Source organism: Thalassospira sp. UBA4513, assembly GCF_002388495.1.
Taxonomy (GTDB): Bacteria; Pseudomonadota; Alphaproteobacteria; order Rhodospirillales; family Thalassospiraceae; genus Thalassospira; species Thalassospira tepidiphila.
The window spans coordinates 264,115-286,086 of the sequence record NZ_DGMR01000039.1 but is presented as its reverse complement, the minus strand read 5'-3'; the positions used below and the strand labels follow the sequence as shown (position 1 = coordinate 286,086).

General features: G+C 56.0%; 18 protein-coding genes. 9 read left to right on the top strand and 9 right to left on the bottom strand.

The window, feature by feature from the left end:
* Positions 1-243: 243 nt before the first annotated feature.
* Positions 244-1,551, bottom strand: a complete 1,308-nt coding sequence (locus B2T33_RS18290; RefSeq protein WP_197146101.1) for an HlyD family type I secretion periplasmic adaptor subunit — start codon at positions 1,549-1,551, stop codon at positions 244-246.
* Positions 1,551-4,037: a type I secretion system permease/ATPase gene (locus tag B2T33_RS18285; protein ID WP_286792820.1), complete on the bottom strand. Its 2,487-nt coding sequence runs from the start codon at positions 4,035-4,037 to the stop codon at positions 1,551-1,553. The genes B2T33_RS18290 and B2T33_RS18285 overlap by 1 nt, the downstream gene beginning before the upstream one ends.
* 418 nt (positions 4,038-4,455) lie before the next feature.
* On the opposite strand from B2T33_RS18285, the gene B2T33_RS18280 reads away from it, so the two are divergent.
* The 3 genes from B2T33_RS18280 (at position 4,456) to B2T33_RS18270 (ending at position 6,539) form a co-directional block, all read left to right on the top strand.
* Positions 4,456-5,349, top strand: a complete 894-nt coding sequence (locus B2T33_RS18280) for a M48 family metalloprotease (protein ID WP_286792819.1) — start codon at positions 4,456-4,458, stop codon at positions 5,347-5,349.
* Positions 5,350-5,355: 6 nt separating this feature from the next.
* The gene (locus B2T33_RS18275) at positions 5,356-5,691 is read left to right on the top strand and encodes an HNH endonuclease signature motif containing protein (protein WP_064787602.1); all 336 of its coding nucleotides are present in this window, start codon (positions 5,356-5,358) and stop codon (positions 5,689-5,691) included.
* A 110-nt stretch (positions 5,692-5,801) separates the two neighbouring features.
* Positions 5,802-6,539 carry a MarC family protein gene (locus B2T33_RS18270; RefSeq protein WP_063086787.1) on the top strand — a complete coding sequence of 246 codons (738 nt, stop codon included), beginning with the start codon at positions 5,802-5,804 and terminating at the stop codon, positions 6,537-6,539.
* 37 nt (positions 6,540-6,576) lie between these two features.
* Here the strand turns inward: B2T33_RS18270 and B2T33_RS18265 are convergent, their stop codons facing one another.
* The 4 genes from B2T33_RS18265 to B2T33_RS18250 all read right to left on the bottom strand — a co-directional run bounded on the left by B2T33_RS18265 (position 6,577) and on the right by B2T33_RS18250 (position 12,416).
* Positions 6,577-7,494 carry a calcium/sodium antiporter gene (locus tag B2T33_RS18265; protein WP_063086786.1) on the bottom strand — a complete coding sequence of 306 codons (918 nt, stop codon included), beginning with the start codon at positions 7,492-7,494 and terminating at the stop codon, positions 6,577-6,579.
* 155 nt (positions 7,495-7,649) lie between these two features.
* A complete protein-coding gene (locus B2T33_RS18260) occupies positions 7,650-8,669 on the bottom strand; it encodes an Ldh family oxidoreductase (RefSeq protein ID WP_063086785.1) in 1,020 nt (339 codons plus the stop codon).
* A gap of 26 nt (positions 8,670-8,695) precedes the next feature.
* Entirely contained in the window at positions 8,696-9,844 is a 1,149-nt protein-coding gene (locus tag B2T33_RS18255) for an HPP family protein (RefSeq protein WP_286792818.1), read from the bottom strand.
* A gap of 187 nt (positions 9,845-10,031) precedes the next feature.
* Positions 10,032-12,416 (bottom strand): transketolase, encoded by a 2,385-nt coding sequence (locus tag B2T33_RS18250; protein ID WP_286792817.1) that lies wholly within the window; start codon positions 12,414-12,416, stop codon positions 10,032-10,034.
* 648 nt (positions 12,417-13,064) lie between these two features.
* Here B2T33_RS18250 and B2T33_RS18245 point away from each other — a divergent pair.
* A complete protein-coding gene (locus B2T33_RS18245) occupies positions 13,065-13,865 on the top strand; it encodes a substrate-binding periplasmic protein (RefSeq protein ID WP_286792816.1) in 801 nt (266 codons plus the stop codon).
* 63 nt (positions 13,866-13,928) lie between these two features.
* On the opposite strand, the gene B2T33_RS18240 is transcribed toward B2T33_RS18245, so the two are convergent.
* The gene (locus B2T33_RS18240) at positions 13,929-15,155 is read right to left on the bottom strand and encodes a methionine gamma-lyase (RefSeq protein ID WP_286792815.1); all 1,227 of its coding nucleotides are present in this window, start codon (positions 15,153-15,155) and stop codon (positions 13,929-13,931) included.
* 225 nt (positions 15,156-15,380) lie between these two features.
* Between B2T33_RS18240 and B2T33_RS18235 the strand changes: the two genes are divergently transcribed.
* From B2T33_RS18235 to B2T33_RS18225, 3 genes are all read left to right on the top strand, one after another.
* Positions 15,381-17,015, top strand: coding sequence for a sigma 54-interacting transcriptional regulator (locus B2T33_RS18235; RefSeq protein ID WP_286792814.1), 1,635 nt, complete (start codon positions 15,381-15,383; stop codon positions 17,013-17,015).
* A gap of 105 nt (positions 17,016-17,120) precedes the next feature.
* A complete protein-coding gene (locus B2T33_RS18230) occupies positions 17,121-17,903 on the top strand; it encodes a 3-hydroxybutyrate dehydrogenase (RefSeq protein ID WP_286792813.1) in 783 nt (260 codons plus the stop codon).
* A gap of 3 nt (positions 17,904-17,906) precedes the next feature.
* Entirely contained in the window at positions 17,907-18,422 is a 516-nt protein-coding gene (locus B2T33_RS18225) for a hypothetical protein (protein WP_286792812.1), read from the top strand.
* Positions 18,423-18,487: 65 nt separating this feature from the next.
* Here B2T33_RS18225 and B2T33_RS18220 read toward each other — a convergent pair whose 3' ends face one another.
* Together B2T33_RS18220 and B2T33_RS18215 are read right to left on the bottom strand one after the other, a co-directional pair.
* A complete protein-coding gene (locus tag B2T33_RS18220) occupies positions 18,488-18,670 on the bottom strand; it encodes a YegP family protein (RefSeq protein ID WP_286792811.1) in 183 nt (60 codons plus the stop codon).
* A 68-nt stretch (positions 18,671-18,738) separates the two neighbouring features.
* Complete coding sequence (locus tag B2T33_RS18215) at positions 18,739-19,623, bottom strand: LysR substrate-binding domain-containing protein (protein ID WP_286792810.1); 885 nt, start codon at positions 19,621-19,623, stop codon at positions 18,739-18,741.
* 120 nt (positions 19,624-19,743) lie between these two features.
* On the opposite strand from B2T33_RS18215, the gene B2T33_RS18210 reads away from it, so the two are divergent.
* Positions 19,744-20,868, top strand: coding sequence for an S-(hydroxymethyl)glutathione dehydrogenase/class III alcohol dehydrogenase (locus B2T33_RS18210; RefSeq protein ID WP_349678270.1), 1,125 nt, complete (start codon positions 19,744-19,746; stop codon positions 20,866-20,868).
* A 77-nt stretch (positions 20,869-20,945) separates the two neighbouring features.
* Positions 20,946-21,803 carry an S-formylglutathione hydrolase gene (gene fghA / locus B2T33_RS18205; RefSeq protein WP_286792809.1) on the top strand — a complete coding sequence of 286 codons (858 nt, stop codon included), beginning with the start codon at positions 20,946-20,948 and terminating at the stop codon, positions 21,801-21,803.
* The last annotated feature ends 169 nt before the right edge of the window (positions 21,804-21,972 follow it).

The window sequence follows — 21,972 nt, the reverse complement described above, 5'->3', positions numbered from 1 at the left end:
CACATACTCCCTACATGGGAATTATTTTTACCAGTACTGCGGCGAACAATCGGCCACAGAATCGACTTATACCGTAGTATAAATTAGATTTATGCGAATCATCAATAGAAAATGACTCGCCCGGGGATGGTTGATGCGTTTTTTCTCATATTTTCCGGCGTTTTGGAAGGAAAAAGCCCGGTCTGTCAGAATCTGTCAGGTTGTATAGATTCTGCCATCATGACCTATACGTTATTTACCAAATCATTGTTCGCGGAATGCGCGATCAAAGCTGGTGGTGATCGGTGAAAACAGGTAAGCAAGAATCGTTCTGGCACCCGTTACGATCTCCAACTGGGCGGGCATGCCGGGCGACAAAATCATGCCTTCATGCTCTGCCAGGCTCTCGGCATCGATCTCGACCATGGCCTGGAAATAGGATCGGCCTTCGGAGTCTGTCAGCCGGTCCGGCGAGACATCGGTTACAGTGCCCTTGACCGGCGCAAACCAGCGCTGACTGAACGATGTCACCCGGATATTGACCGGAAGCCCGGCCGAAACGACGTCAATATCGTTCGGGGAAACGCGGGCCTCGATCACAAGCCGATCATCCGCCGGCACGATTTCAAGCACCTGTGCACCGGGCGGAATGACCCCGCCGATCGTGGTGAACTGCATGTTGGTCACCGTGCCATTGCGCGGCGCCTTGATGTCGGAACGCACCAGGATATCCTCGGCCGAGCGCAGGCGTTCGTTCAGATCGGAAATCTCGCTTTGGATATCGCGCAATTCTGTGTTGATCGATTGCAGGTGGTCACGCATCAGTTGTGACTGGCTGGCCTTGACCTGCTGGATTTGCTGTTCGATCCGGGCAATATCTGCGGAAAACCGCCCGATATTACCAAGGGTTTCAACCAACCGGCTTTCGAGTTGCAGCAACCGGGTCCGCCGCGCATAGCCAAGATCAACCATCGGTTTGACCATGGCGAGCTCTTCCTTGACGATCCCGACCTGCTGTTCGGCAGCGGTCTTTTGCTCGCGCGTGCCAACAATCTCGCGACGCAATTCCTTGATGCGCTCGTCATAGAGCGCAAGCTCACCGGCAAACGCACTGCGGCGACTGTCAAACAGGGTGCGTTGTGCATCGGTGATCGAAAAATAGCGCGGATCTTCAAGCGGCGGCGGGAATGACAAATAATCATCCTGCGCCCGTTCGGCAATCAGCCGCGTCTGGGTCGCCAGCGCATTGAGATAACGGTTATTGAGCAGATCATAACTCGCCCGTGAACGTGTATCATCAAGCCTAATCAGGACATCACCCGCCTGGACCCGCGTACCATTGCGCACAAGAATGTCGCGAATGATGCCGCCTTCAAGATGCTGAACGCTTTGTCGGCCCGAAAATGGCGCAACCACACCACTGGCCGTCGCGGCCGAATTGACCTCAGCAGTACCGGCCCACAGAAGGACCGAGCCAAAGCCCAAGAACAGGATCAAAAAGCCGATCCGCACCAACGGCTTAACATCGGTACTAAGCTCGCGCGCGGTTGGAAGTTGCACACCACCAGACATCAGGCACCACCCTGTCGACGTTCAGCCGATCCTTCAACCACACGCAATTGCGGACGACCGCGACGGGTATTTTGTGCACTTGGTTGTGCGCGATCCATCGGGCGGTCTTCTGCCTCGGCCGGTTTGCGGCGCGGTGCCCGCGCTGCAGCCGCGCGTTCGGCATCCTCACGCACTTTGCGCATGCGCATCGCGGCTTCTTCGCGGGCCTTGGCGATGGCCTCGGCTTCACTTATTTTGCGCTGTGGCGCAGGCTTGCGGGCCGGTTGTGCGGTGCGTTCCGGCTGGGCCTTTGGTTTGGTCGCGGCGCGCTTGGGCGCAAGATCGGCGGCACTTGCCGGACGGGCTTCACGCGATGCACGGGCTGGCGGATCCTTGCGGGCTGCGTCCCTTGTCGCAGCTTGTTTCTTGCTGACCGGGCGCATGGTCATCATCGTGCCACCCGGGGTCGGCTGTGGCTTCATTTCTGTCTTGGCGATACCTGCCGCCTGCTTCGCAGCTTGTGCGCGACCAGAACCTGCTTCACCGGTGGCACCGAAATCCGCGATCTCAGGTGTTTCCTCGATCCCGACCTCAGGTTCCGGCGCGCTCATGGCTGCTGCCGGATGGGTATTGGGGACCGTGTTTTTCTCGACAATCGGGCGCGGTGCGTCGGGATTGGGCACGGCAATCTGTTTGGGGGTGATGCGCATTTGACCATCAGATGGCAACGCGTCGGCCATTGGCTCGGCCGGGCGGGACATTGGTGGCAGGCCACGCGCAATTTGATCACTTTCCGGAACCGGTTTTGATACTGCTGATTTCGCGCCACCCTTGACCGGCACAACCTGAATTTGCCCGTCGGCCAGTGCCAGAATGGCATCGGCGCGTGCCAGAATTTCGCGTTCGTGACTGACGATAAAGGTCGTGATGCCGTTTCGGCGCAAAACATCGATCAGTTCGCTGATATGGGTAACGCCATTGTCATCAAGGGCTGTTGTCGGTTCATCAAGCAACAACAAACGCGGACGCGAAAACAGGGCGGCAGCGAGTGCGATCAATTGTCGCTGCCCGCCCGAAAGATTGCGACCGCCACGATCAACCCGCGTGTCATAGCCATCTGGCAAATCCAGAATGAACTGATGCGCGCCTGCCAATTCAGCAGCCTGAATGATGTCGCGCATTTCCGCATTGCCAAGACGGGCAATGTTTTCGGCAATTGTGCCTGGGAACAGGAACGGGTTTTGCGCCAGATACCCTATCTGCGCGCCCATTTCGGTGCGATCTGCGCGGGATGCTTCAACGTCGTCAAGCTTGACCGACCCCGAACCCGGCAACCAGATGCCCATGATCAGCTTCAAAAGCGCGGTCTTGCCGACCCCGTTGAACCCGGCGATTGCAATGATCTGCCCCGGTCCGGCCTTGAACGAGAATCCCTTGAAAAGCACATTGCGGCTGTTGGGCGGCGCAAAGACAAGACGATCGACACTGACCGACATGCCGCGTCCGCGCGGCATGGGTGCCGGGACCGTCTGACGTTTTTCAAGCAGGATATTATTAAGACGCTCGAACGAACTGCGGGCCGCATTCCAGCTGCGCCATGCGGTCACTGCGCCATCAAATGGCGCCAAACCGCGCATGCCAAGGATCATGGACGCCACCATGATGCCGATCGTAATGCTTTCGGACAGAACCAGATAGGCGCCAACCCCGATAAAGCAGACCTGCATGGCAAGGCGGACAAAATGCGATAACGTGGTCGATGTGCCAACACGGCGGCTGGCCTGACCTTCCCAATAAAGCGAGTCTGACTGGTCCGCCTGCCAACGCTGACGGGCAGACTGGGTCATGCCCATCGCTTCCATCGCCTCGGCATTGCGGACATAGGTTTCTTCCTGCGCAATACCGCGGTTCTGGCTTTCTTCGGACCGGTCGACGGAAATCTTGGCCGCGGCTTCGTTGGCAATCGCAATCACGATCAAAAGCAACGCCCCGCCACAGGCCACCATGCCAAGGCGGGTATCAAAGATGAACACAACCCCGATATAGACCGGGGCCCACATGAAATCGATCAGGGCGAACGGGCCACTGCCGGTCAGGAACCCGCGCAAACCATATAGATCGCGCAAAGGTCGCTGGCGCATCTGGCTGCCGCGTGCTGATTGCTGCACAACGTGGGCAAACAGTTCCCCACCCAGTCGAAGATCAAGTGCCGTCCCGACCCGGATCAAAACCCTTGATCGCAATTGTTCCATCGAGGCGATGAAGACCAGAACAAGGCCTATGCCAAGGGTAAGGAGGGCCAGCGTATCCACCGACCGGCTGGAAAGAACGCGGTCAAACACCTGCATGGAATAGATTGGGATCACCATGTTGAGCAGGTTGATCACCATCGAGAATCCGCCGACAAGCGCGATCGACCGCCAGAACAACCGTTCCAGCGGGGTACGATCCCCTTCGCGTCCCGCATCCGATTTGCGGGTTGGTCGGATTCTATCCAACAGGCCCATCAAGTCCTTCCACTACCACCGCCCATGAAACAAGGGCAGATATCTTATATCTGTTGCCGTTGATCATTTGGCAATTGCGCATGACAAACCACCCGCGCGGCAAAGCCACAACGGGTATCCTAGCCAATGGCATACTCCCACTATTCTAGTCGAATATATAAGGATGTGTTAAGATTTCGCCGCAAAGCCCTTTATTTCATTGCCTTACCGCGTCATCACATCGCGCAATTCTTCCCAAATCCCGTCCTCGAAACCCAACCGCGACTTGCGGGCAACAACCTGTGCTGGATCAATGCAAACAACCGATTGTTTGACATAAATTTTTCCGACCGCGCCAAAGGTTGCATTTGCGTATATGCAGTGATCATCCCTATCTTTGGATAAGGCCCCAACCCGAACCCTGATAGGCAAATCGCGAATGGCTGACAACACGCCGCAGCTTCCCGACTTCATTCAACGGTTTCTCGCCATTCAACCCGGTGGAGTCTCCCACGCGGGCGGGCTGATGGCGTGCATGATCGGTGTGCTTGCCGCCTGTGCATGGATGCTGGGCGGGATATCGATGATGATTTCGGCTGGTATTGCGGTTGCCCTGATGCTCGTACTTTCACCGATGATCTCGCCAGAAATACTGATGAAAATGCTGCGCGCCAGTCCGCTTTCGGGGGAAGATTATCCCGCCATCCATGAAATGAGCCGCCTGCTTTCCGAACGCGCAGAACTTGGTCACAAACCAAAATTGTTCCTGCTGCCGGGCAAGGGGGTAAATGCCATCACGACCGGTACGGACGACAACACCACGATTGCGATTTCAAGCGATGCGGTTCATGGCCTTTCCCCGCGCCAGATGCGCGCGATTTTGGCCCATGAAGTGGCGCATGCCTGGCATGGTGATACCCGTATCTTGCTGATTACCGATGTGCTGTATCGCGCAACATGGACCATCGCGCTGTTTGGCCTGGCAATTTTCATCTTTGGCGATTTCAATCCACCCGCCTGGATGATTATCCTGTTTGGTGCGGTGCCAACCATCAGCTTCCTGTTCCAGCGCGCGGTCATTCGCGACCGCGAATTTGCCGCTGACCACGGGGCAAGTGATTTGCTCAATGGCCCGGAAGACATGATTGATGCGCTTTTGCATATCGATCAGATCAATCGCAAACGTCTTGGCCTTGTGCCTTATCGCAGCACCCAGCCGCCTAGCCTGCTTGACACCCATCCATCGGTTGGGGCGCGGATCAAGGCACTCCGCGCCCTCAAACCCGGCACATGGCAGAAATTCTTTGAAAACCGGCGGATGCCGCCGCAATAATCGACCATGGCAATACCGGGAAATTCTGATCGTTCTGATCTTGGAAAATGCGCGATCTGTGGTCGGGCGATGATCGCAGGTCCCAGTGTTGATCGCCATCACTGGCACCCGAAATCACAGGGCGGGACTGAAACCGAATGGCTGCATCGCGTTTGCCATCGCATGATCCATCGCCTGTTTGATGAAGCCACCCTTGCACGCGACTATAACAGCCCCGACAAGCTGCTTGCCCATCCCGATATCATCAAGTTCGTCAAATGGGTGCGAAAGAAACCGGTTGATTATGTCGACTGGCCGGAAAGTGCCGGGCGTTACGGACGCAATCGCGGCAAACGGCGATAAGGCCCTGCATTGCCAACCCACCCAAAAGAACTGCCCATTTAACCATTTACCTGCGAAGATGGGCGCAATATACGCATCCATCGCGCAATCGCCGAAAGCAGGAAGAACCGATGCCAAGCCTTGATATGCTCAACGAATTGATCCCGGTCTTTGTCACGCTGTTTGTGATCATTGACCCGTTGGGTCTGGTGCCGGTCTTCATCGTCCTGACGCAGGGCACAAGTGCTGCGCACCGCCGGCGCATGGCGATCCGTGCCTGCTTGACCAGTTTCTTTATCCTAGCGGCCTTTGCCCTGATCGGCGAAGGATTGCTGGGCGTGTTTGGCATCCATATGCCCGCCTTCCGGATTGCAGGGGGCACGTTGCTGTTTTTGATCGCACTTGAAATGCTGTTTGAAAAGCGCAGCCAGAAACGTAACCAGCGCGCCGAACAGGTTCATCAGGAACTCGAAGAAGATCACGACACCGACAAGGCCGGAAAGACCGCCAAAGCCAAAACCAAGACCGCGGCCACCAAAACGGCGGACGGCCCGACCATCCCGGATGACGAGGCGGATGATGTCTCGATCTTCCCGATGTCGATCCCGTTCCTGTCCGGCCCCGGTGCCATCGCATCCGTGATGCTTCTGATGGGCAAGTTCGAAGACAATATCGCCATGCAGGCCAGCGTCATTGGCGTGGTCGCCGTCGTGATGGTGATCGCCTTTGTCTTCTTCCTGCTGGCAAACGTGGTTGCCAAACGCCTCAGCCCGACCGTTGCCACCGTGGTATCACGCCTGCTTGGTATGATCTTGGCCGCCCTCGCGGTCCAGTTCATCATTGATGGCATAAAGCAGGCGTTTTTCTAGGAAATCCGCCAAACAGCCTGCCCTGCGCCGACAATCCTTACTGTGCCGCCCAGACGTAACCGGCATACAGCACCAGCATGATGATGCCGGGTATCCGGCCAATTTGTGGACGGCGAAGCATCAGCGTCAGACCAATCGAAACCGCAATCATCACCGGAAGGTCAAACATCAGGAACCGGTCCGCGACCGGAATCGGCGACACGACCGCCGTCAGGCCGAGAATCCCCAGGATGTTGAAAATGTTCGACCCAATAATATTGCCAATCGCGATTTCGGATTGCTTTTTCAATGCAGCAATCAGCGATGTCGCGAGCTCTGGCAAGGACGTACCAACCGCAACAATCGTAAGCCCGATAAAGGCTTCGGAAACCCCAAAGGTGCGCGCGATGGTCACCGCCCCTTCGACAAGGTAATGGGCACCAACCATCAGCATGGCCAGCCCCGCGACAACCCAGACAATTGACAGCCAAACATTTGAAACTGCCTCGGGCAGATCCGTCGATGACGCGGGTTCCGAACGCGACTGGCGATAGGCAAACACCAGATAACCAATCAATGCCGCAAACATAAGCCCACCAGCGACACGGCCAAGGTCACCAAGCGCAAAGAACGGCACCAGCACGACAGCAGCACCAAGCATCACAGCGGTGTCACGACCAAGCGTGCCGCCAGATACCGCAATTGGCCAAACCACGGCAGAAACACCAACAATCAGCAAGATATTGGCAATGTTGGACCCGATAACGTTGCCAAGCGCGATATCCGGCACACCACGCAATGCCGCATCCATGGAGACAAGAAGTTCCGGCGTCGATGTCCCGAAACCGACCACGGTCAAACCGATCAGAAGCGATGACATGGAAAGTTTGCGGGCGATCCCGACGCTACCGCGCACCAGAGACTCCCCGCCAAAGAAAAGCCCGGCCAAACCGCCGAGCAACATCAGATATTCCATGACCAACGCCCTTCCAGCTCACATTGCATCAAATCTCGCTTTTGGATGCATGCTGCGTGAGTTGTACGACAATTGGGGACATTGCAAGCCCATCACGGCGTACCCCTTGAAAAAAGATTGGGTCATAAAATCTGATCCAAGCATAACGCCCAGTATTATTGTTGCTCCGTCAAGGCCAACAGCTCGTCATGCAGGGCCTTGGGGATCGTCACCCCGTTTGTCTGACTGCGTTCGCGGGCTTCAAACCGGCGTTGCGATGGCAGGCGCGCGCCCTGTTTGACGATCTCCTCAAACAAGTCTTCGGCGTGATCAAGATGCTTTTGCGCATCAGCACCAAGGAATGTTTCCGGACAAAAGGCGATGATGATTTCCCCATGATGCGGCTTACCCGGCGCATCTTCGGATGCGGCATGGGTTTCATGTCCCAGCACATCACCGATCAACGGCCCCGCCATCAAACCGATCATGGTCGAAAGTGCTGATCCCTTGTGCCCGCCAAAGGTCAGCATCGCCCCTTCAAGCGCCTTGGTCGGATCGGTGGTGGGATGACCATTTTCATCAATCGCCCAGCCTTCGGGAATTGGCCTGCCCGCGCGACGGTGCAATTCGATTTCGCCGCGCGCGATCATGCTGGTGGCAAAATCAAACGTGTAGGGCGTTTTGCCCGGACGCGGCCATGAAAAGGCAATCGGGTTGGTGCCCAGGAGCGGCTTGGCTCCGCCTGCTGGCGCGACAAAGGCATGGGTCGGTGTCATCGCCATCCCGACCAGACCGTGGGCAGAAATCTGCTCGACTTCCGGCCACAACGCTGAAAAATGGAAACAGTTATTGATCGCCAGAACCGAAATCCCACAGTGTCGCGCCTTTTCAACAAGCTGCGGCAAGCCCATTTCAAAACCCAGAAGCGAGCATCCCTTGTGCGCATTGACCCGCGTAATGGCCGGCGCCTGATCGATAATTTCCGGCAGAACATGGGTATCAAGCCCGCCATTCCGCGCGGTCTGCACACAACCCATCAGACGATAAAGTCCATGCGAATGGCACTCATCAATCTGGGCGGCAACCACGCTGCGCATGATGGCACCTGCATGTTCTTCGCCAAAGCCATTGTCCTCCAGCACGGCAAGGCTTAGCTTTTCAGCCTCTTCGATTGTCAGTGTAACAGTCTCAGTCATCGGGCTTTTCCAGTTTTGTGGGCAACTCAATCGGCAGTAATGCTTGCATGGGCCATGGCGGCGATCAAATCAGTTCGGGTCACAATGCCAATGATTTTTCCATAATCAAGAACAGGAACGGCATCACATGCGCCATCCGCCATCAGCGGTAGCAACGCCGCAATTGGTGTATCAGGCGTGGCACGTGGTTCCGTGACAGACATGATTTCCATCGCCCGGACAGGCGCTTCACGCTTGCGATCAACCAGACGCGACATCGCCGATAACAACCCACGATCCAGACGCAATGCATCCTCTCGTGCGCGGCGGATCAGATGAATTTGAAAGATCACACCAATGAACTGGCCGTCCGCGCCAATCACTGGCAGGGAGGCAAAGCCATGCTTGCGAAAAAGGTCGGCCACCTCGCCAAGGGGTGTTTCCGCCTCAACAGTCACAAGATCGCGCGACATGATATCGCGTGCGGTCATTGGCCCGGCACGGTGGGATGCCGCCTGTAATTCGGCCGCGCCAATCAACCGCGCCAGGTCTTCAATACCAAGGTTAAGCGACTGGCTATATTGCTGAAGGATCGCGTTTAGCTCATCCTCATCAAGGCCAAGCCGTTCGATTGGTGCACGATCTGCTGTCCGATGCAAACCTTTGTCATCGAAATGGCGGAATGGATATGTGCGCCCGGTCAAGCGGGCATAGGCAATTGCAACCAGAACCAGAATGGCTGTCACAACAGCAACCGGCGTCACGGCGAAGCGAAAGCCGAGATCGGCGACCATATCCGGGTTCAGGGCGGCGACCATCGCAACCGCACCACCAGGCGGATGAACCGCCCGTGCGACAATCATCGCAGAAATACCCAGTCCAACCGCCAACGCAACGCGAAGCACAGGGTCATCAACCATCAGGCACACAGCCACCCCGGCAAGTGCGGCAACACTATTGCCAACAATCGCGGACCATGGTTGCGCAAGCGGACTGTTGGGTACTGCGAACAACAAGACGGATGTCGCACCGAATGGCGCAATCAGATAAAGACCTGCGCCTTGCAACTCGGGTAGTGACAGCAAAAAACCCGCCAGCCCCAGTCCAATCAGGGCCCCGCCGCCGGCGCGCGTGGCCTCAATCGGTGTGCCAAACGGCATCGCCGGATAAAGCCCTTTAAGACTTCTGTTTTTCATAAGAACGTTTCACTGCCCGGCTCGGGGTTACACACACTGAACCGATTTTAATTTTTATAAATTGCGAACAGTTCTCGTACTTACAATCCGACATTGCGTCAACTGCCGGACCACTCCAAGTGGTCGACCCAGACATGAAAAAAGGGAGGGCAAAGCACCCTCCCTTTCGAACCTCAAGCATGCCCTATCAGTCCCAGCGTTTCGCCGCGCGCAGGATGGCCTCCGTGCCGATCTGGTAGTGATCATAAAGTGCGATGCTATCACCGCACTGGCCAAAGGCATTCACACCCAGCGGCGCAACCGCGTGCCCACGCACACCGCCAAGCCACGCAAGGGCGGCCGGATGACCATCAATCACCGTGACAAGGCGGGCATCGGATGCCAGCGGTTTCAGCAGATTTTCGACATGGGCCATTTTACCATCGGCCTTGCCTTCTAGGCGGGCGCGCTCAAGATCCTGCCATTCGTTATAAAGGCGATCGGTCGACGTCACGGCAAGCAGACCAAGGCCCGGATGATCTTCGGAAAGCTTTTCCCACGCCGCAATTGCTTCGGGTGCCATGGCACCACAATAGGCAATCGCCATTTTGCAATCGTCGCCCGGCTGACGCAACCAATAGCCACCCGAAATAATTTCGGTCTTTTCAGTTTGTGACAGGTCACGTTCCGGCTGCGAGAGCGGTTTGGTCGACAAACGCAGGTAGATCGATCCACCATCCGGGTCCTGCATATGTTCAAACGACCAGCCCATGATGGCAGCCAGTTCATCGCCAAAGCTTGGCTCGAAACTGGTCAGGCCAGGCTGCCCCATACCGATCATTGGCGTTGATATCGACTGGTGCGCCCCGCCTTCGGGGGCCAGCGTGATGCCGCTGGGCGTTGCTACCACCATGAAACGTGCATCCTGATAGCAGGCGTAATTCAGCGCATCGAGACCGCGCGCAATGAACGGATCATAAAGCGTTCCAATCGGGAAAAGGCGTTCGCCAAACAGGCTGTGCGACAGACCGAGTGCGGCCAGGTTCAGGAACAGGTTGTTCTCGGCAATGCCAAGCTCAACATGCTGTCCGCTCGGCGATCTGATCCATTTCTGGGCCGAGGGAACCTTGCGTTCCTTGAACTGATCGGCCAGCTCTTCGCGGCCAAACAGACCGCGCTGGTTCACAAACCCGCCAAGGTTGGTCGACACCGTCACATCGGGGGATGTGGTCACGATCCGGTCAGACAGATCGCTGTTTTTCATCTTGGCCAATTCATTCAGGATCTTGCCAAAGACTTCCTGCGTGCTGGACGTTTCGGCACGCGCATAGGGCATTTCAGGGATGGTGATGTGCTTGGCCGACCTGTTGCGCGGGGCATCATCGTTAAACGGTGCGCTGGCGATATAGTCGCGAAGGGCATCGGCACTGATATCAAGGCCGGCTGCGACATCCCATTCCTGCCCGTCGGCGATCTTGTTTTGCAGCTTGAAGGCATCCATTTGCGGCACGTTCATAAGGCCGGCATGGTTGTCCTTGTGCCCCTGAAGCGGCGTGCCATAGCCCTTGACGGTATAGGCAATAAACACGGTCGGCTTGTCATTGGGCACGGCGTCAAAGGCGCTGAGCACGGCTTCCATGCAGTGGCCGCCCAGATTGGTCATCAGATCATGAAGCTGGTCATCGTCATAGTCGCCCAAAAGGCTTGCCAGCGCATTGTCGCCTTCCATGTCCGAGGTGATCTGTTTGCGCCATGCCGCCCCGCCCTGGAAGGTCAGCGCCGAATAGATGTCGTTGGGCACATCATTTAGCCACTTCTTAAGCGATTTCCCGCCCGGCTTGGCAAAGGCGTCATGCAGCTTGCGACCATATTTGATGGTAATCACGTTCCATCCAACTGCGCGGAAGAACCGGCCGATCACGCGGAACAGATGGGCATCGATCATGCCATCAAGGCTTTGGCGGTTATAGTCGATCACCCACCAGACATTGCGAATGTCATGCTTCCAGGTATCAAGCAGCGCCTCATAGATATTGCCTTCATCAAGTTCGGCATCCCCGACAAGGGCGACCATGCGACCGGGCGTTTCATCCTTGGGCAGCATGTCCTTGTAGCGCAGGTAATCCTGTGTCAGGGCGGCAAAGTTTGTCACCGCCGCGCCAAGACCGACGGAGCCTGTCGAGAAGTCAACCTGATCGCCATCCTTGGTCCGTGACGGATAGGATTGTGCCCCACCGAACGAGCGGAAGTTTTCAAGCTTTTCCTTGGTCTGACGGCCAAACAGATAATTGATCGCATGAAATACCGGGCTTGCATGCGGCTTGACCGCGACCCGGTCCTGCGGGCGCAGGACATTGAAATAAAGCGCTGTCATCAGGGTGGTCATCGACGCACAGCTGGCCTGATGGCCGCCAACCTTGATGCCATCGCGCTTGGGGCGCAGATGGTTGGCATTATGGATTGTCCAGCTTGACAGCCAGCGCACTTTCTTTTCAAGCAGACCCAGCATCTCAAGGTCCTTGGCATTGATATCGGCCGTGCTGCTTGCTTCGATGATTTCACCGATTTCCGGTGCGCTTTCCTGTACTGACATTTCCTGATTGCTTTCTTTTTTATCCGATATTGCGGGTTTCATGCGATGTCGTCTGGCGCCTCAATAATTCGGCACCACAATGCCGATTTTTAGGGGCACGTCGCGGAAATCAAGATGGCGGTCCGGCAATTCACACAAGATTCGGCAATTTCACTGAAATGTTGGAATCAGCTGCGACGATCACAGGGAAACTCTCGAATTTCCGTTCCAGCAAAAAATCCGGAAAATAACTGGCCCGCACTTATTCCCGTGCGAGTCGATCAAACCCGGAAGACCGCCAAATTCGACCAGCGCCGGGTGGAAGATTGCGACTTGGGTGCAACCCCGGCTCAAACTCTTTGCACAGAAATATCTTATACTGATATATAGATACCGCCTCTCCTAAAGTTCGCTTCCGGTGACGTCTAAATTGCCAAACTTTCTCTCGTTAAGATCTCTTTCCCTGACCAAAGTTATTCTGTTCTGATGACAGTCCGGATCGGAGCAATTCGAGGCGTATTATCCTCTGTGGCCAACCGGTTCACAGCCATCAAAGATGTTGCCCGACAATTTCTTTGCCTAATAATCTTCACTGCGTACCTGCTTGGTAACATCCCCGCCCATGCGCAGTCGGCATCCACCAATGATCCACGCGTCGTGCGCATCCCCATGGATACACCATCGGAATTTTGCCGCGGCGAGATCACCTGGGAAGCACACCGGGAATATCACATCGATTTGTTGCGGCTGGCCCTGAGACTGAGCGGGCACAACGCCACCCTTGTGCCGGTATGCATGGATTACCCGACCGAAGACCGGCGCATTCCCATGCTCGAAGCTGCCGACCAGTTCGACACGGTTTTCTTTGGCACCAATGCAGAGCGCGAAGAAAGGCTGCTTGCGGTCTATATCCCGATCTATCTTGGCACCACCGGTTTGCGGCTGTTCATGCTGCATAAAGATCTCAAAGAACCGTTCAGTCAGATTGAGACGATTGACGACCTCAGGAAACTTTCCATGGGTCAGGGACTTGGATGGCCAGACAACGAGATTTTGACTGATAACGGCTTTGACGTCGTAAGCGGCCGCTACAGAACGCTTCATCGTATGCTCGACGCAAGGCGATTTGATCTTTATCCGCGTGCCTATTGGCAGATTGTCGGCGAATGGAACTGGATGAAGTGGCAAGCACCCGGTATCGAAATTGCCGAAAAAACAGCACTTTATTACCCGCAACCGATCTATTTCTTTGTCAGCCCCAAAAATCCGGAACTGCGCGACATCATCGAAACCGGACTTAAGCGCGCCTTTTCAAACGGCATGATGCTGGATCTTTTGAAAACCCATCGCGATACCGCACCGTCATTCTCGCAAATTGATTTGCACGATCTGAAAGTCATGCGGATCGAGAATAAACACCTGTCAGACCGGTCGCGCGAGGCAATGGCTCAATACAGTCTGTTTGACTAGTGGCGGGTGAAAACAGCAGACCGGAATGGCACTCGGCCATCCCGATCCACAGTTGATTTGCCGTTACTCGGCGGCAATCGCCATCTGATCGCCATCGAGTGCGTTGGACAGATCAGCCAGAATGTCATCGATGCTTTCAAGCCCGGCCGACAGACGGATCAGACCATCGGTGATCTGATACTCGGCGCGTTCTTCGGCAGTGTAGGTCGAATGGGTCATCGATGCCGGATGCTGGATCAGGGTTTCGGCATCGCCCAGACTGACCGCGCGCGTAATCATATTAAGGCCGTTCATCAGTTTACGGCCTTCTTCGATCCCGCCCTTAAGTTCGAACGCGATCATGCCGCCAAACCGGTCCATCTGTTTTTTCGCCAGTTTATGATGCGGGTCGCTTTCAAGCCCCGGATAGAAGACCTTCTCGACCTTTGGGTGCTTCTCCAGGAAATCGGCGATTTTTTCAGCATTGTCGCAATGGCGTTCCATACGAAGCTCAAGCGTTTTAAGGCCACGCATCACAAGGTTGGCATCCTGCGCTGACAAAACCGCACCGGTCATGTCCTTAAGCCCGACCAGACGCACCTGTGTCATATCTTCAAGCGTTCCGATCACCGCACCGGCCATCAGATCGCCATGTCCACCCAGATATTTGGTTGCGGAATGGACAACGATATCGGCACCGAGTTCAATCGGGCGCTGCAGATACGGCGTGCAATAGGTGTTGTCGACAACCACCTTGGCACCATGCTTGTGCGCGATGTCGGAAATCGCTTCGATATCGACCAGACGCATGTTCGGGTTGGCCGGCGTTTCGAAATAGACAATCTTGGTCTTGTCCGAGATCGCCTTTTCCAACTCTGCCGGATCGGTCAGATCGACATGGGTATGTTTGATGCCGAATTTTTCCAGACCGTGGCGGAAATAGGCAAATGTGCAGCCATAAAGCGTGCGATCAACAATGATCTCGTCGCCCGGCGCAATAAAGGTCCAGAAAACAGATGTAATCGCGCCCATGCCCGATGCTGTTGCAACGGCGGCTTCACCGCCCTCAAGCACCGCAAGGCGCTTTTCGAGAAGATCCAGCGTCGGGTTGGCGATGCGGGAATAGATAAAGCCCTGCTCGTCGCCGGCAAAAAACCGCCCGCCCTGCTCGGCTGTTTCGAACGCAAAGGTCGAAGACATGTAAACCGGCTGGTTCAGCGCACCATTGTGGCTTTGCGGGTCATAACCGTGATGGATCGCACGGGTGGCAAAGCCGGTTTTGGCGCTGTTGTGTTTGTCATTGGCAGACATCGGAAGGCTCCTTGAAATGCGTTTATTCTGCCCTGACAGTCGCAATCACCATGCCAGATTTAAAAATCGCTTGTTTTCAAAGACTTACGGAAATGGCCGCCCCTCTGTGTGTAAACATTAATTTACACACCTACGCTCATCATCAGAGAAAAGCGCAAAGACTCTGGATTTCAGTCACTTAAATCTGTACATTTATCGATACAATGTAAACTTATCGGTACGGATATGCGGTTCGAAATTCGCGGTGAAAACAGGCTCGGCATTACGCGTGACGTCATCAACGTCCTGACCGATCAGGGCCTGGACATCCGCACATTCGAAGTCACCACCCATCATATCTATGCCGATATCCCGGCCATCCGCCCGGAACGCTTCCCGGCACTGGCGAGCGCATTGAAGAAAATCCCCGGCATTTTCGACATCACCGAAATCGACCGCCTGCCGACCGAACGCCGTCGCGCACAGTTGCATGCAACGCTTGCCGCCCTTGGTGATCCGGTGATCGCGGTTGATGCAAACGGCCTGATTGCACAGGCCAATCCGGCGGCACAGGCAATTTCAGCCACCCCTGAAAGACCCCTGCGTGATCAGGATATATTGAGCATACTTGGCGAACCATCTATTGAAGATTTACGCCAAGGTGGTTTTCGCCTGCCGGAACGCGAAGTGGTTTTGGGTGGCCAGACCTATCTTTTGCAGGTCGAACCGATCGGCCATGTTGATGATGGATCGGACGCCAGCGATGATGCGCCCTGGGGCGGGGTGATGGTCTTTCACCGTCCGGCACGGCTGGGCCGCGTGATCACAGCCCTTCAGGATCGCAGCCACACCGGCTTTGACGACATTATCGGCACCAGCCGCGCCATGCTGCGCGTTAAATCACAGGCTGAACGACTTGCGGCCATCGATGCCCCGATCCTGATCCTTGGCGAAACTGGCACCGGCAAAGAACTGTTTGCACGCGCCTGCCACCGCGCAAGTGCGCGCGCTGATCAACCGTTTCTGGCCCTTAACTGTGCAGCGATGCCCGAAGGCCTGGCTGAAAGTGAACTGTTTGGGTATGCCGCCGGTGCCTTTACCAGTGCGCGGCGTGGCGGCAAGCCGGGGCTTCTGGAACTGGCCGATGGCGGCACCTTGTTTCTCGATGAAATCGGCGAACTGACGCCTTATTTACAGGCCAAGCTTTTGCGCGTGCTGCAGGATGGCCGGTTTCGGCGCGTCGGCGGGACGGATGAAATCACCGTCGATGTCCGGGCTATCAGCGCGACCAACCGCGACCTCGAGGCGATGTCCCATGACGGCACGTTTCGCGAAGATCTTTATTTCCGCCTTAACGTACTGGGCATCACCCTGCCGCCCTTGCGCGACCGGGTCAAAGACATTGCCGATCTTGCCGCCGTTTTTATCGACCGCACCGCCCAGCAGACCGAGCGAACACCACCGCGCCTCGCCCGCGATGGGCTGGAATGGCTTTGCCGTCACGATTGGCCGGGCAATGTGCGCGAACTTGAAAACACCCTGTTTCGCGCCGTCGCCCTGCTTGATGGCAACGTCCTTGGCGCGCGTGACCTTGCCGATGCCGCCACCGGCACGGCCATGACACCCGAACGCGACACCCAACAGGCTCACGGCGCGCAGGATAGCGGCGAGGCTTCCCCTGCGGGCGAGAGTAAACAGGCCGATCTGATCGCCACCGCCTTGGCACAAAGTGATTTCAATAGCGGCATGGAATTGCTCGAACGGGAAATGCTGACCCGCCTCTATCCGGATTATCCCAGCTCGCGCAAGCTCGCCAAACGGCTTGGTGTTTCGCATACCTCGATTGCCAACAAGCTGCGCAAATACGGTATCGGCACCTAAAAAGCCATCTACCCGACCACAGCATTTCTTGCCACTTACATTGCACTGCGGCATGATCTTCCTAAATCAAAGGGCAGAAAGCCCATTTCACAGGGAGAAGACAAAATGCTGACAGGTAAACGCGCACTTGTAACCGGCTCCACCAGCGGGATCGGCCTTGCCATGGCCAAGGCCCTTGCGGGAGCCGGCGCGGATGTGATGCTCAATGGCTTTGGCGACGCCGATGAAATCGAGGCGACCCGCAAAGCTCTTGAAACCGAACATGGCGTCACCGCGCACTATAACGGTGCCGACCTGTCCAAACCCGATGAAATCGAAGCGATGATGAAAGACGCCGAAGCCAAGTTTGGCGGCGTCGACATCCTGATCAACAATGCCGGCATCCAATACACCGCCAATGTCGAAGACTTCCCGCCCGAAAAGTGGGATGCGGTGATTGCGATCAACCTGTCATCGGTCTTCCACACCACCCGTCTTGCCGTGCCCTACATGCGCAAGAAAAACTGGGGCCGCATCATCAACACGGCATCGGCCCACGGCCTTGTCGCCTCTGTCCAGAAGGCCGCCTATGTCGCCGCCAAGCACGGCGTGATTGGCCTGACCAAGGTCACAGCCCTTGAAACCGCCGAAACCGGCATCACAGCCAATGCGATCTGCCCGGGCTGGGTGCGCACCGAACTGGTCGAACGCCAGATCGAAGCGCGCGCGAAGGAAAACAACATTTCGGTTGAAGAATCCGCAACCCGCCTTGTGTCAGACAAACACCCGTCCAAACAGTTCGTCAGCCCCGAACAAATCGGCCAGACAGCACTTTACCTGTGCTCGGACGCGGCATCGCAGATGACCGGCACGCACCTTTCGGTCGATGGCGGCTGGACGGCGCAGTAAGAAATGACCAATCAAGCTCGTCGGGTCTTACTGGATTGCCACTACGCCTTGAACTTGCTGGAGAACGAAACTGACCCTGATCTATGGCGGGTCCACTGGGCTGGTGCACTTGCTCTTCTGAGGGCGGTTGGTCACGTACTCGACAAGGTAGATGGTAAAGATCCGATTGTGGCTCAAGTTTCCAAAGATCTTTACCAGAAATGGAAAAAGGATCGCGAAACCTACGAGTTGTTTAATGAATTTATTGAACGCGATAGAAATTTGATCCTCAAAGAGTACGAGTTCAACGTTCATCCACATGACCAAATTGAGGTAGCAATCGTCGGAAAAGCGGTTTCTCCCGAAGGAGATGAAGTCAAATTCGGCGAAACACATCTACTTGACGAAAGCATCTACCGCCCCATTCTGACTGGACCAAAGGAAGGGGACGACGCAAGAGATGTTTATCAGGAAGCTCTGGACTGGTGGGGCACTCAAATCGAACTGATCGACAAGCTAGTCAAAGAACTGCGGCCATGAAACACAGGAGAAGCCCCGCCAGCAAACGCTGCGGGGCTTTTTTCATTCCGCCAAGTGCAATACCCTTAGCTCAGGTCGCAATCACATCCGTTGCGCTTGGCATTGGCGATGCAGTCGGTTTTGTTCGAATAACCTTGCGTCGAAGCCCCGACGATATTGCCGTTGCTGGCCGTGCGCCGCCACCGCCAGCCATCCTTTGCTTCATAAAGCTCCCACAGATCACCTTTCGACCCTGTGCACTTTGACATCGCGCGCCTCCTTCAAACCGAAATTCATTGAGGGTTCGACGCGGGCGCAAGCCGGTTGTGACAAAAAATCAGGATGATTGCCCCAAATACCGCCCCAAATGCTCCACCAGCATCCGGATCTTGGGGCTGAGGTGTCGGTTGGTCGGATAGATCGCCCAGATGCCTTCATCGGATGGCTGGTATTTGGTCAGCACCGGCACAAGGTCACCACTGGCAATCCACGGATCGACGTAATAGTCGGGCAATTGCACGATGCCGATGCCCTTGCGCGCCGCATCAAGAAGCGCCTGTCCACTATTGGCGTGGATGGAGCCATGAATACGCACCGTGCGTTCACGGCCATCTTCTTCAAAGCGCCAGTAATCGAGTGTGCCAACCAGACAATTATGGTGATGCAACTCGGACAGGGAATAGGGCTCCCCGCGTTTGGCGATGTAGCTCGGCGCAGCACAGGCATAAAGGCGGCGGGTGGATAACTGCTGGGTCATCAGGCTGCCGGTCGTGCCTTCCAACCGGCCCAGACGGATCGCCATGTCATAGCCTTCCAGTACCAGATCAAGCTTCTGGTTGGTAAAGCGGCATTGCACTTCAAGATCGGGATAGCGGGTGACGAAATCATTGACCAGCGGCGCAATCACCGTCTCGCCGTAAGTCGTTGGCGCGGTGAGTTTCAGCTTGCCACGCGGCAGTTCCGTCAGGTTGCCAATCGCGCGCTCGGCTTCATCCAGCCCATCCATCAGTTGCCGGCAATGCTGATAGTAAATCTGCCCGGCCTCGGTCACGCTGACTTTGCGTGTGGTACGGTAAAAAAGCTGCACACCCAGCTTTTCCTCGAGTGCTGTGACCTGTCGGCTGACCTGGGCGACCGAAATACCGAGCTGCTTGGCGGCATGGGTAAAATTCTGCCGCTCGGCCACGGCGATAAATTCGCTGATCCCGTCCCAGGCATTCATTGCCCGACCCCATTTTGATTATTCCACATACGTAAAAGTGAATTACCAAAATAGCGGATTATCATTCTGGATGGAATAAATACACTGGCTACAGTTCAATTAATCTATCGGAGACGCGCAATGACCGCCGAAACCATCACCTGTAAAGCCGCCATCGCCTGGGAAGCGGGCAAACCGCTGTCGATCGAAGAAGTTCAGGTCGCCCCGCCGAAAGCCGGCGAAGTCCGCGTCAAGATCGTTGCGACCGGCGTTTGCCACACCGATGCCTTCACCCTGTCGGGCGACGATCCCGAGGGCATCTTCCCAGCGATCCTTGGCCATGAGGGCGGCGGCATCGTTGAGTCCATCGGCGAAGGTGTGACCAGCGTTTCGGTTGGCGATCACGTGATCCCGCTTTACACCCCGGAATGCGGCGAGTGCAAATTCTGCAAATCGGGCAAAACCAACCTGTGTCAGAAAATCCGTGAAACCCAGGGCAAGGGCCTGATGCCGGACGGCACCACGCGTTTCTCGCAGAATGGCAAGCCGATCTATCATTACATGGGGTGCTCGACCTTCTCGGAATACACTGTGCTTCCGGAAATCTCGCTTGCGAAAATCAACAAATCCGCCCCGCTTGAAGAAGTTTGCCTGCTTGGTTGTGGGGTCACCACCGGGATGGGGGCCACGGTTAACGCGGCCAAGGTGCAAAAGGGTGATTCTGTGGCCGTCTTTGGCCTTGGCGGCATCGGTCTTTCGGCGATCATTGGCGCGCAGATGGCCGGTGCCGGTCGCATCGTTGCCATTGATCTTAACGAAAAGAAATTCGATCTCGCCAAGAAACTGGGGGCGACCGATTGCATCAACCCGAAAGACTATGACAAGCCGATCCAGGAAGTCATTGTCGAGCTGACCGACGGTGGCGTTGACTGGTCGTTCGAGTGCATCGGCAATGTCAATGTCATGCGTTCAGCCCTTGAGTGCTGCCACAAGGGTTGGGGTGAGTCGGTCATCATCGGTGTTGCCGGTGCCGGTCAGGAAATCTCCACCCGTCCGTTCCAGCTGGTCACCGGTCGCGTCTGGCGCGGCACGGCGTTTGGCGGCGTTAAAGGCCGCTCGCAGCTGCCCGATTATGTTGAACGTTACCTTGCCGGTGAGTTCAAGCTCTCGGACTTCATTACCCACACCATGAAGCTCGAAGACATCAACGAAGCGTTCGACCTGATGCATGAAGGCGAAAGCATCCGTTCGGTTATCCATTACTGATCGATACATAAACGTTTGAATAATTGCGTCACTGTCGGAAATTTTCCGGCAGTGGCCGATCAGAAGGAGGCCCCGATATGGGTATCGAGAATTCTTCAAGCAACAAGGTCTTTGGCGGCTGGCAAAAGCAATATACCCACCCGTCAACCACCCTTGGCTGTGACATGCGCTTTGCGATCTTTCTGCCACCACAGGCCAGCAATGGCGCAAAGGTGCCAGTCATGTACTGGCTGTCGGGCCTGACCTGCACGGATGAAAACTTCATGCAGAAGGCTGGTGCATTTCGCATTGCCGCCGAACTGGGCATCGCCATCGTTGCCCCGGACACCAGCCCGCGCGGCGATCACGTCCCTGATGACGAGGAAGAGGCCTATGATTTCGGTAAGGGCGCGGGCTTTTACGTCAACGCCACGCAGGAGCCGTGGGCGCGCAATTATCGCATGTATGATTACGTAACCAGGGAACTGCCAGCACTGATCAAGGATCACTTCCCGGTCAATGATGATGCGGTGATTTCCGGTCATTCCATGGGTGGTCATGGGGCACTGATGATTGCACTGCGTAATCCGGGCACGTTCAAATCCGTCACCGCCTTTGCACCGATCTCCAATCCGATCAATTGCCCGTGGGGCCAAAAGGCGCTTGGTAATTATCTCGGTGATGACAAGTCAGTCTGGAAAGACTGGGACAGCTCGGAACTGATGAAGGCCGCAAGTGCGCCCGATGTTCAGACCCCGGCCCTGGTCGATCAGGGCGGTGCAGATGGCTTTTTGGCCGAGCAGCTTAAGCCCGAAGTGCTCGAAGCCGCGGCCAAGACATCAAACTACCCGGTCACCATCCGCATTCAGGATGGCTATGACCACAGCTACTATTTCATCTCGACCTTTATCGAAGATCATATCCGCTTCCACGCCAAGCATCTTGGACTGAGCTGATTGCACCACGATCTTCGACTCCCCCGGCACGCCGCCCACTGACTTCCCCCCTCTGGCGTGCCGGGGCTTTTCTTTTCGGGGAAATCTGAAAACCCGGCGATGATGCCTAGTCAAAGCTGCGCGCATCTATCGCATCGGCGACGTCATCGGCCATTTTAAGCGTGCGGAT

Coding starts and splice junctions, on each gene's coding strand:
- B2T33_RS18290 (WP_197146101.1), bottom strand. CDS start 1,551: ATGTCTGGTGGTGTGCAACTTCCAACCGCGCGCGAGCTTAGTACCGAT.
- B2T33_RS18285 (WP_286792820.1), bottom strand. CDS start 4,037: ATGGGCCTGTTGGATAGAATCCGACCAACCCGCAAATCGGATGCGGGA.
- B2T33_RS18280 (WP_286792819.1), top strand. CDS start 4,456: ATGGCTGACAACACGCCGCAGCTTCCCGACTTCATTCAACGGTTTCTC.
- B2T33_RS18275 (WP_064787602.1), top strand. CDS start 5,356: ATGGCAATACCGGGAAATTCTGATCGTTCTGATCTTGGAAAATGCGCG.
- B2T33_RS18270 (WP_063086787.1), top strand. CDS start 5,802: ATGCCAAGCCTTGATATGCTCAACGAATTGATCCCGGTCTTTGTCACG.
- B2T33_RS18265 (WP_063086786.1), bottom strand. CDS start 7,494: ATGGAATATCTGATGTTGCTCGGCGGTTTGGCCGGGCTTTTCTTTGGC.
- B2T33_RS18260 (WP_063086785.1), bottom strand. CDS start 8,669: ATGACTGAGACTGTTACACTGACAATCGAAGAGGCTGAAAAGCTAAGC.
- B2T33_RS18255 (WP_286792818.1), bottom strand. CDS start 9,844: ATGAAAAACAGAAGTCTTAAAGGGCTTTATCCGGCGATGCCGTTTGGC.
- B2T33_RS18250 (WP_286792817.1), bottom strand. CDS start 12,416: ATGTCAGTACAGGAAAGCGCACCGGAAATCGGTGAAATCATCGAAGCA.
- B2T33_RS18245 (WP_286792816.1), top strand. CDS start 13,065: ATGGATACACCATCGGAATTTTGCCGCGGCGAGATCACCTGGGAAGCA.
- B2T33_RS18240 (WP_286792815.1), bottom strand. CDS start 15,155: ATGTCTGCCAATGACAAACACAACAGCGCCAAAACCGGCTTTGCCACC.
- B2T33_RS18235 (WP_286792814.1), top strand. CDS start 15,381: ATGCGGTTCGAAATTCGCGGTGAAAACAGGCTCGGCATTACGCGTGAC.
- B2T33_RS18230 (WP_286792813.1), top strand. CDS start 17,121: ATGCTGACAGGTAAACGCGCACTTGTAACCGGCTCCACCAGCGGGATC.
- B2T33_RS18225 (WP_286792812.1), top strand. CDS start 17,907: ATGACCAATCAAGCTCGTCGGGTCTTACTGGATTGCCACTACGCCTTG.
- B2T33_RS18220 (WP_286792811.1), bottom strand. CDS start 18,670: ATGTCAAAGTGCACAGGGTCGAAAGGTGATCTGTGGGAGCTTTATGAA.
- B2T33_RS18215 (WP_286792810.1), bottom strand. CDS start 19,623: ATGAATGCCTGGGACGGGATCAGCGAATTTATCGCCGTGGCCGAGCGG.
- B2T33_RS18210 (WP_349678270.1), top strand. CDS start 19,744: ATGACCGCCGAAACCATCACCTGTAAAGCCGCCATCGCCTGGGAAGCG.
- fghA (WP_286792809.1), top strand. CDS start 20,946: ATGGGTATCGAGAATTCTTCAAGCAACAAGGTCTTTGGCGGCTGGCAA.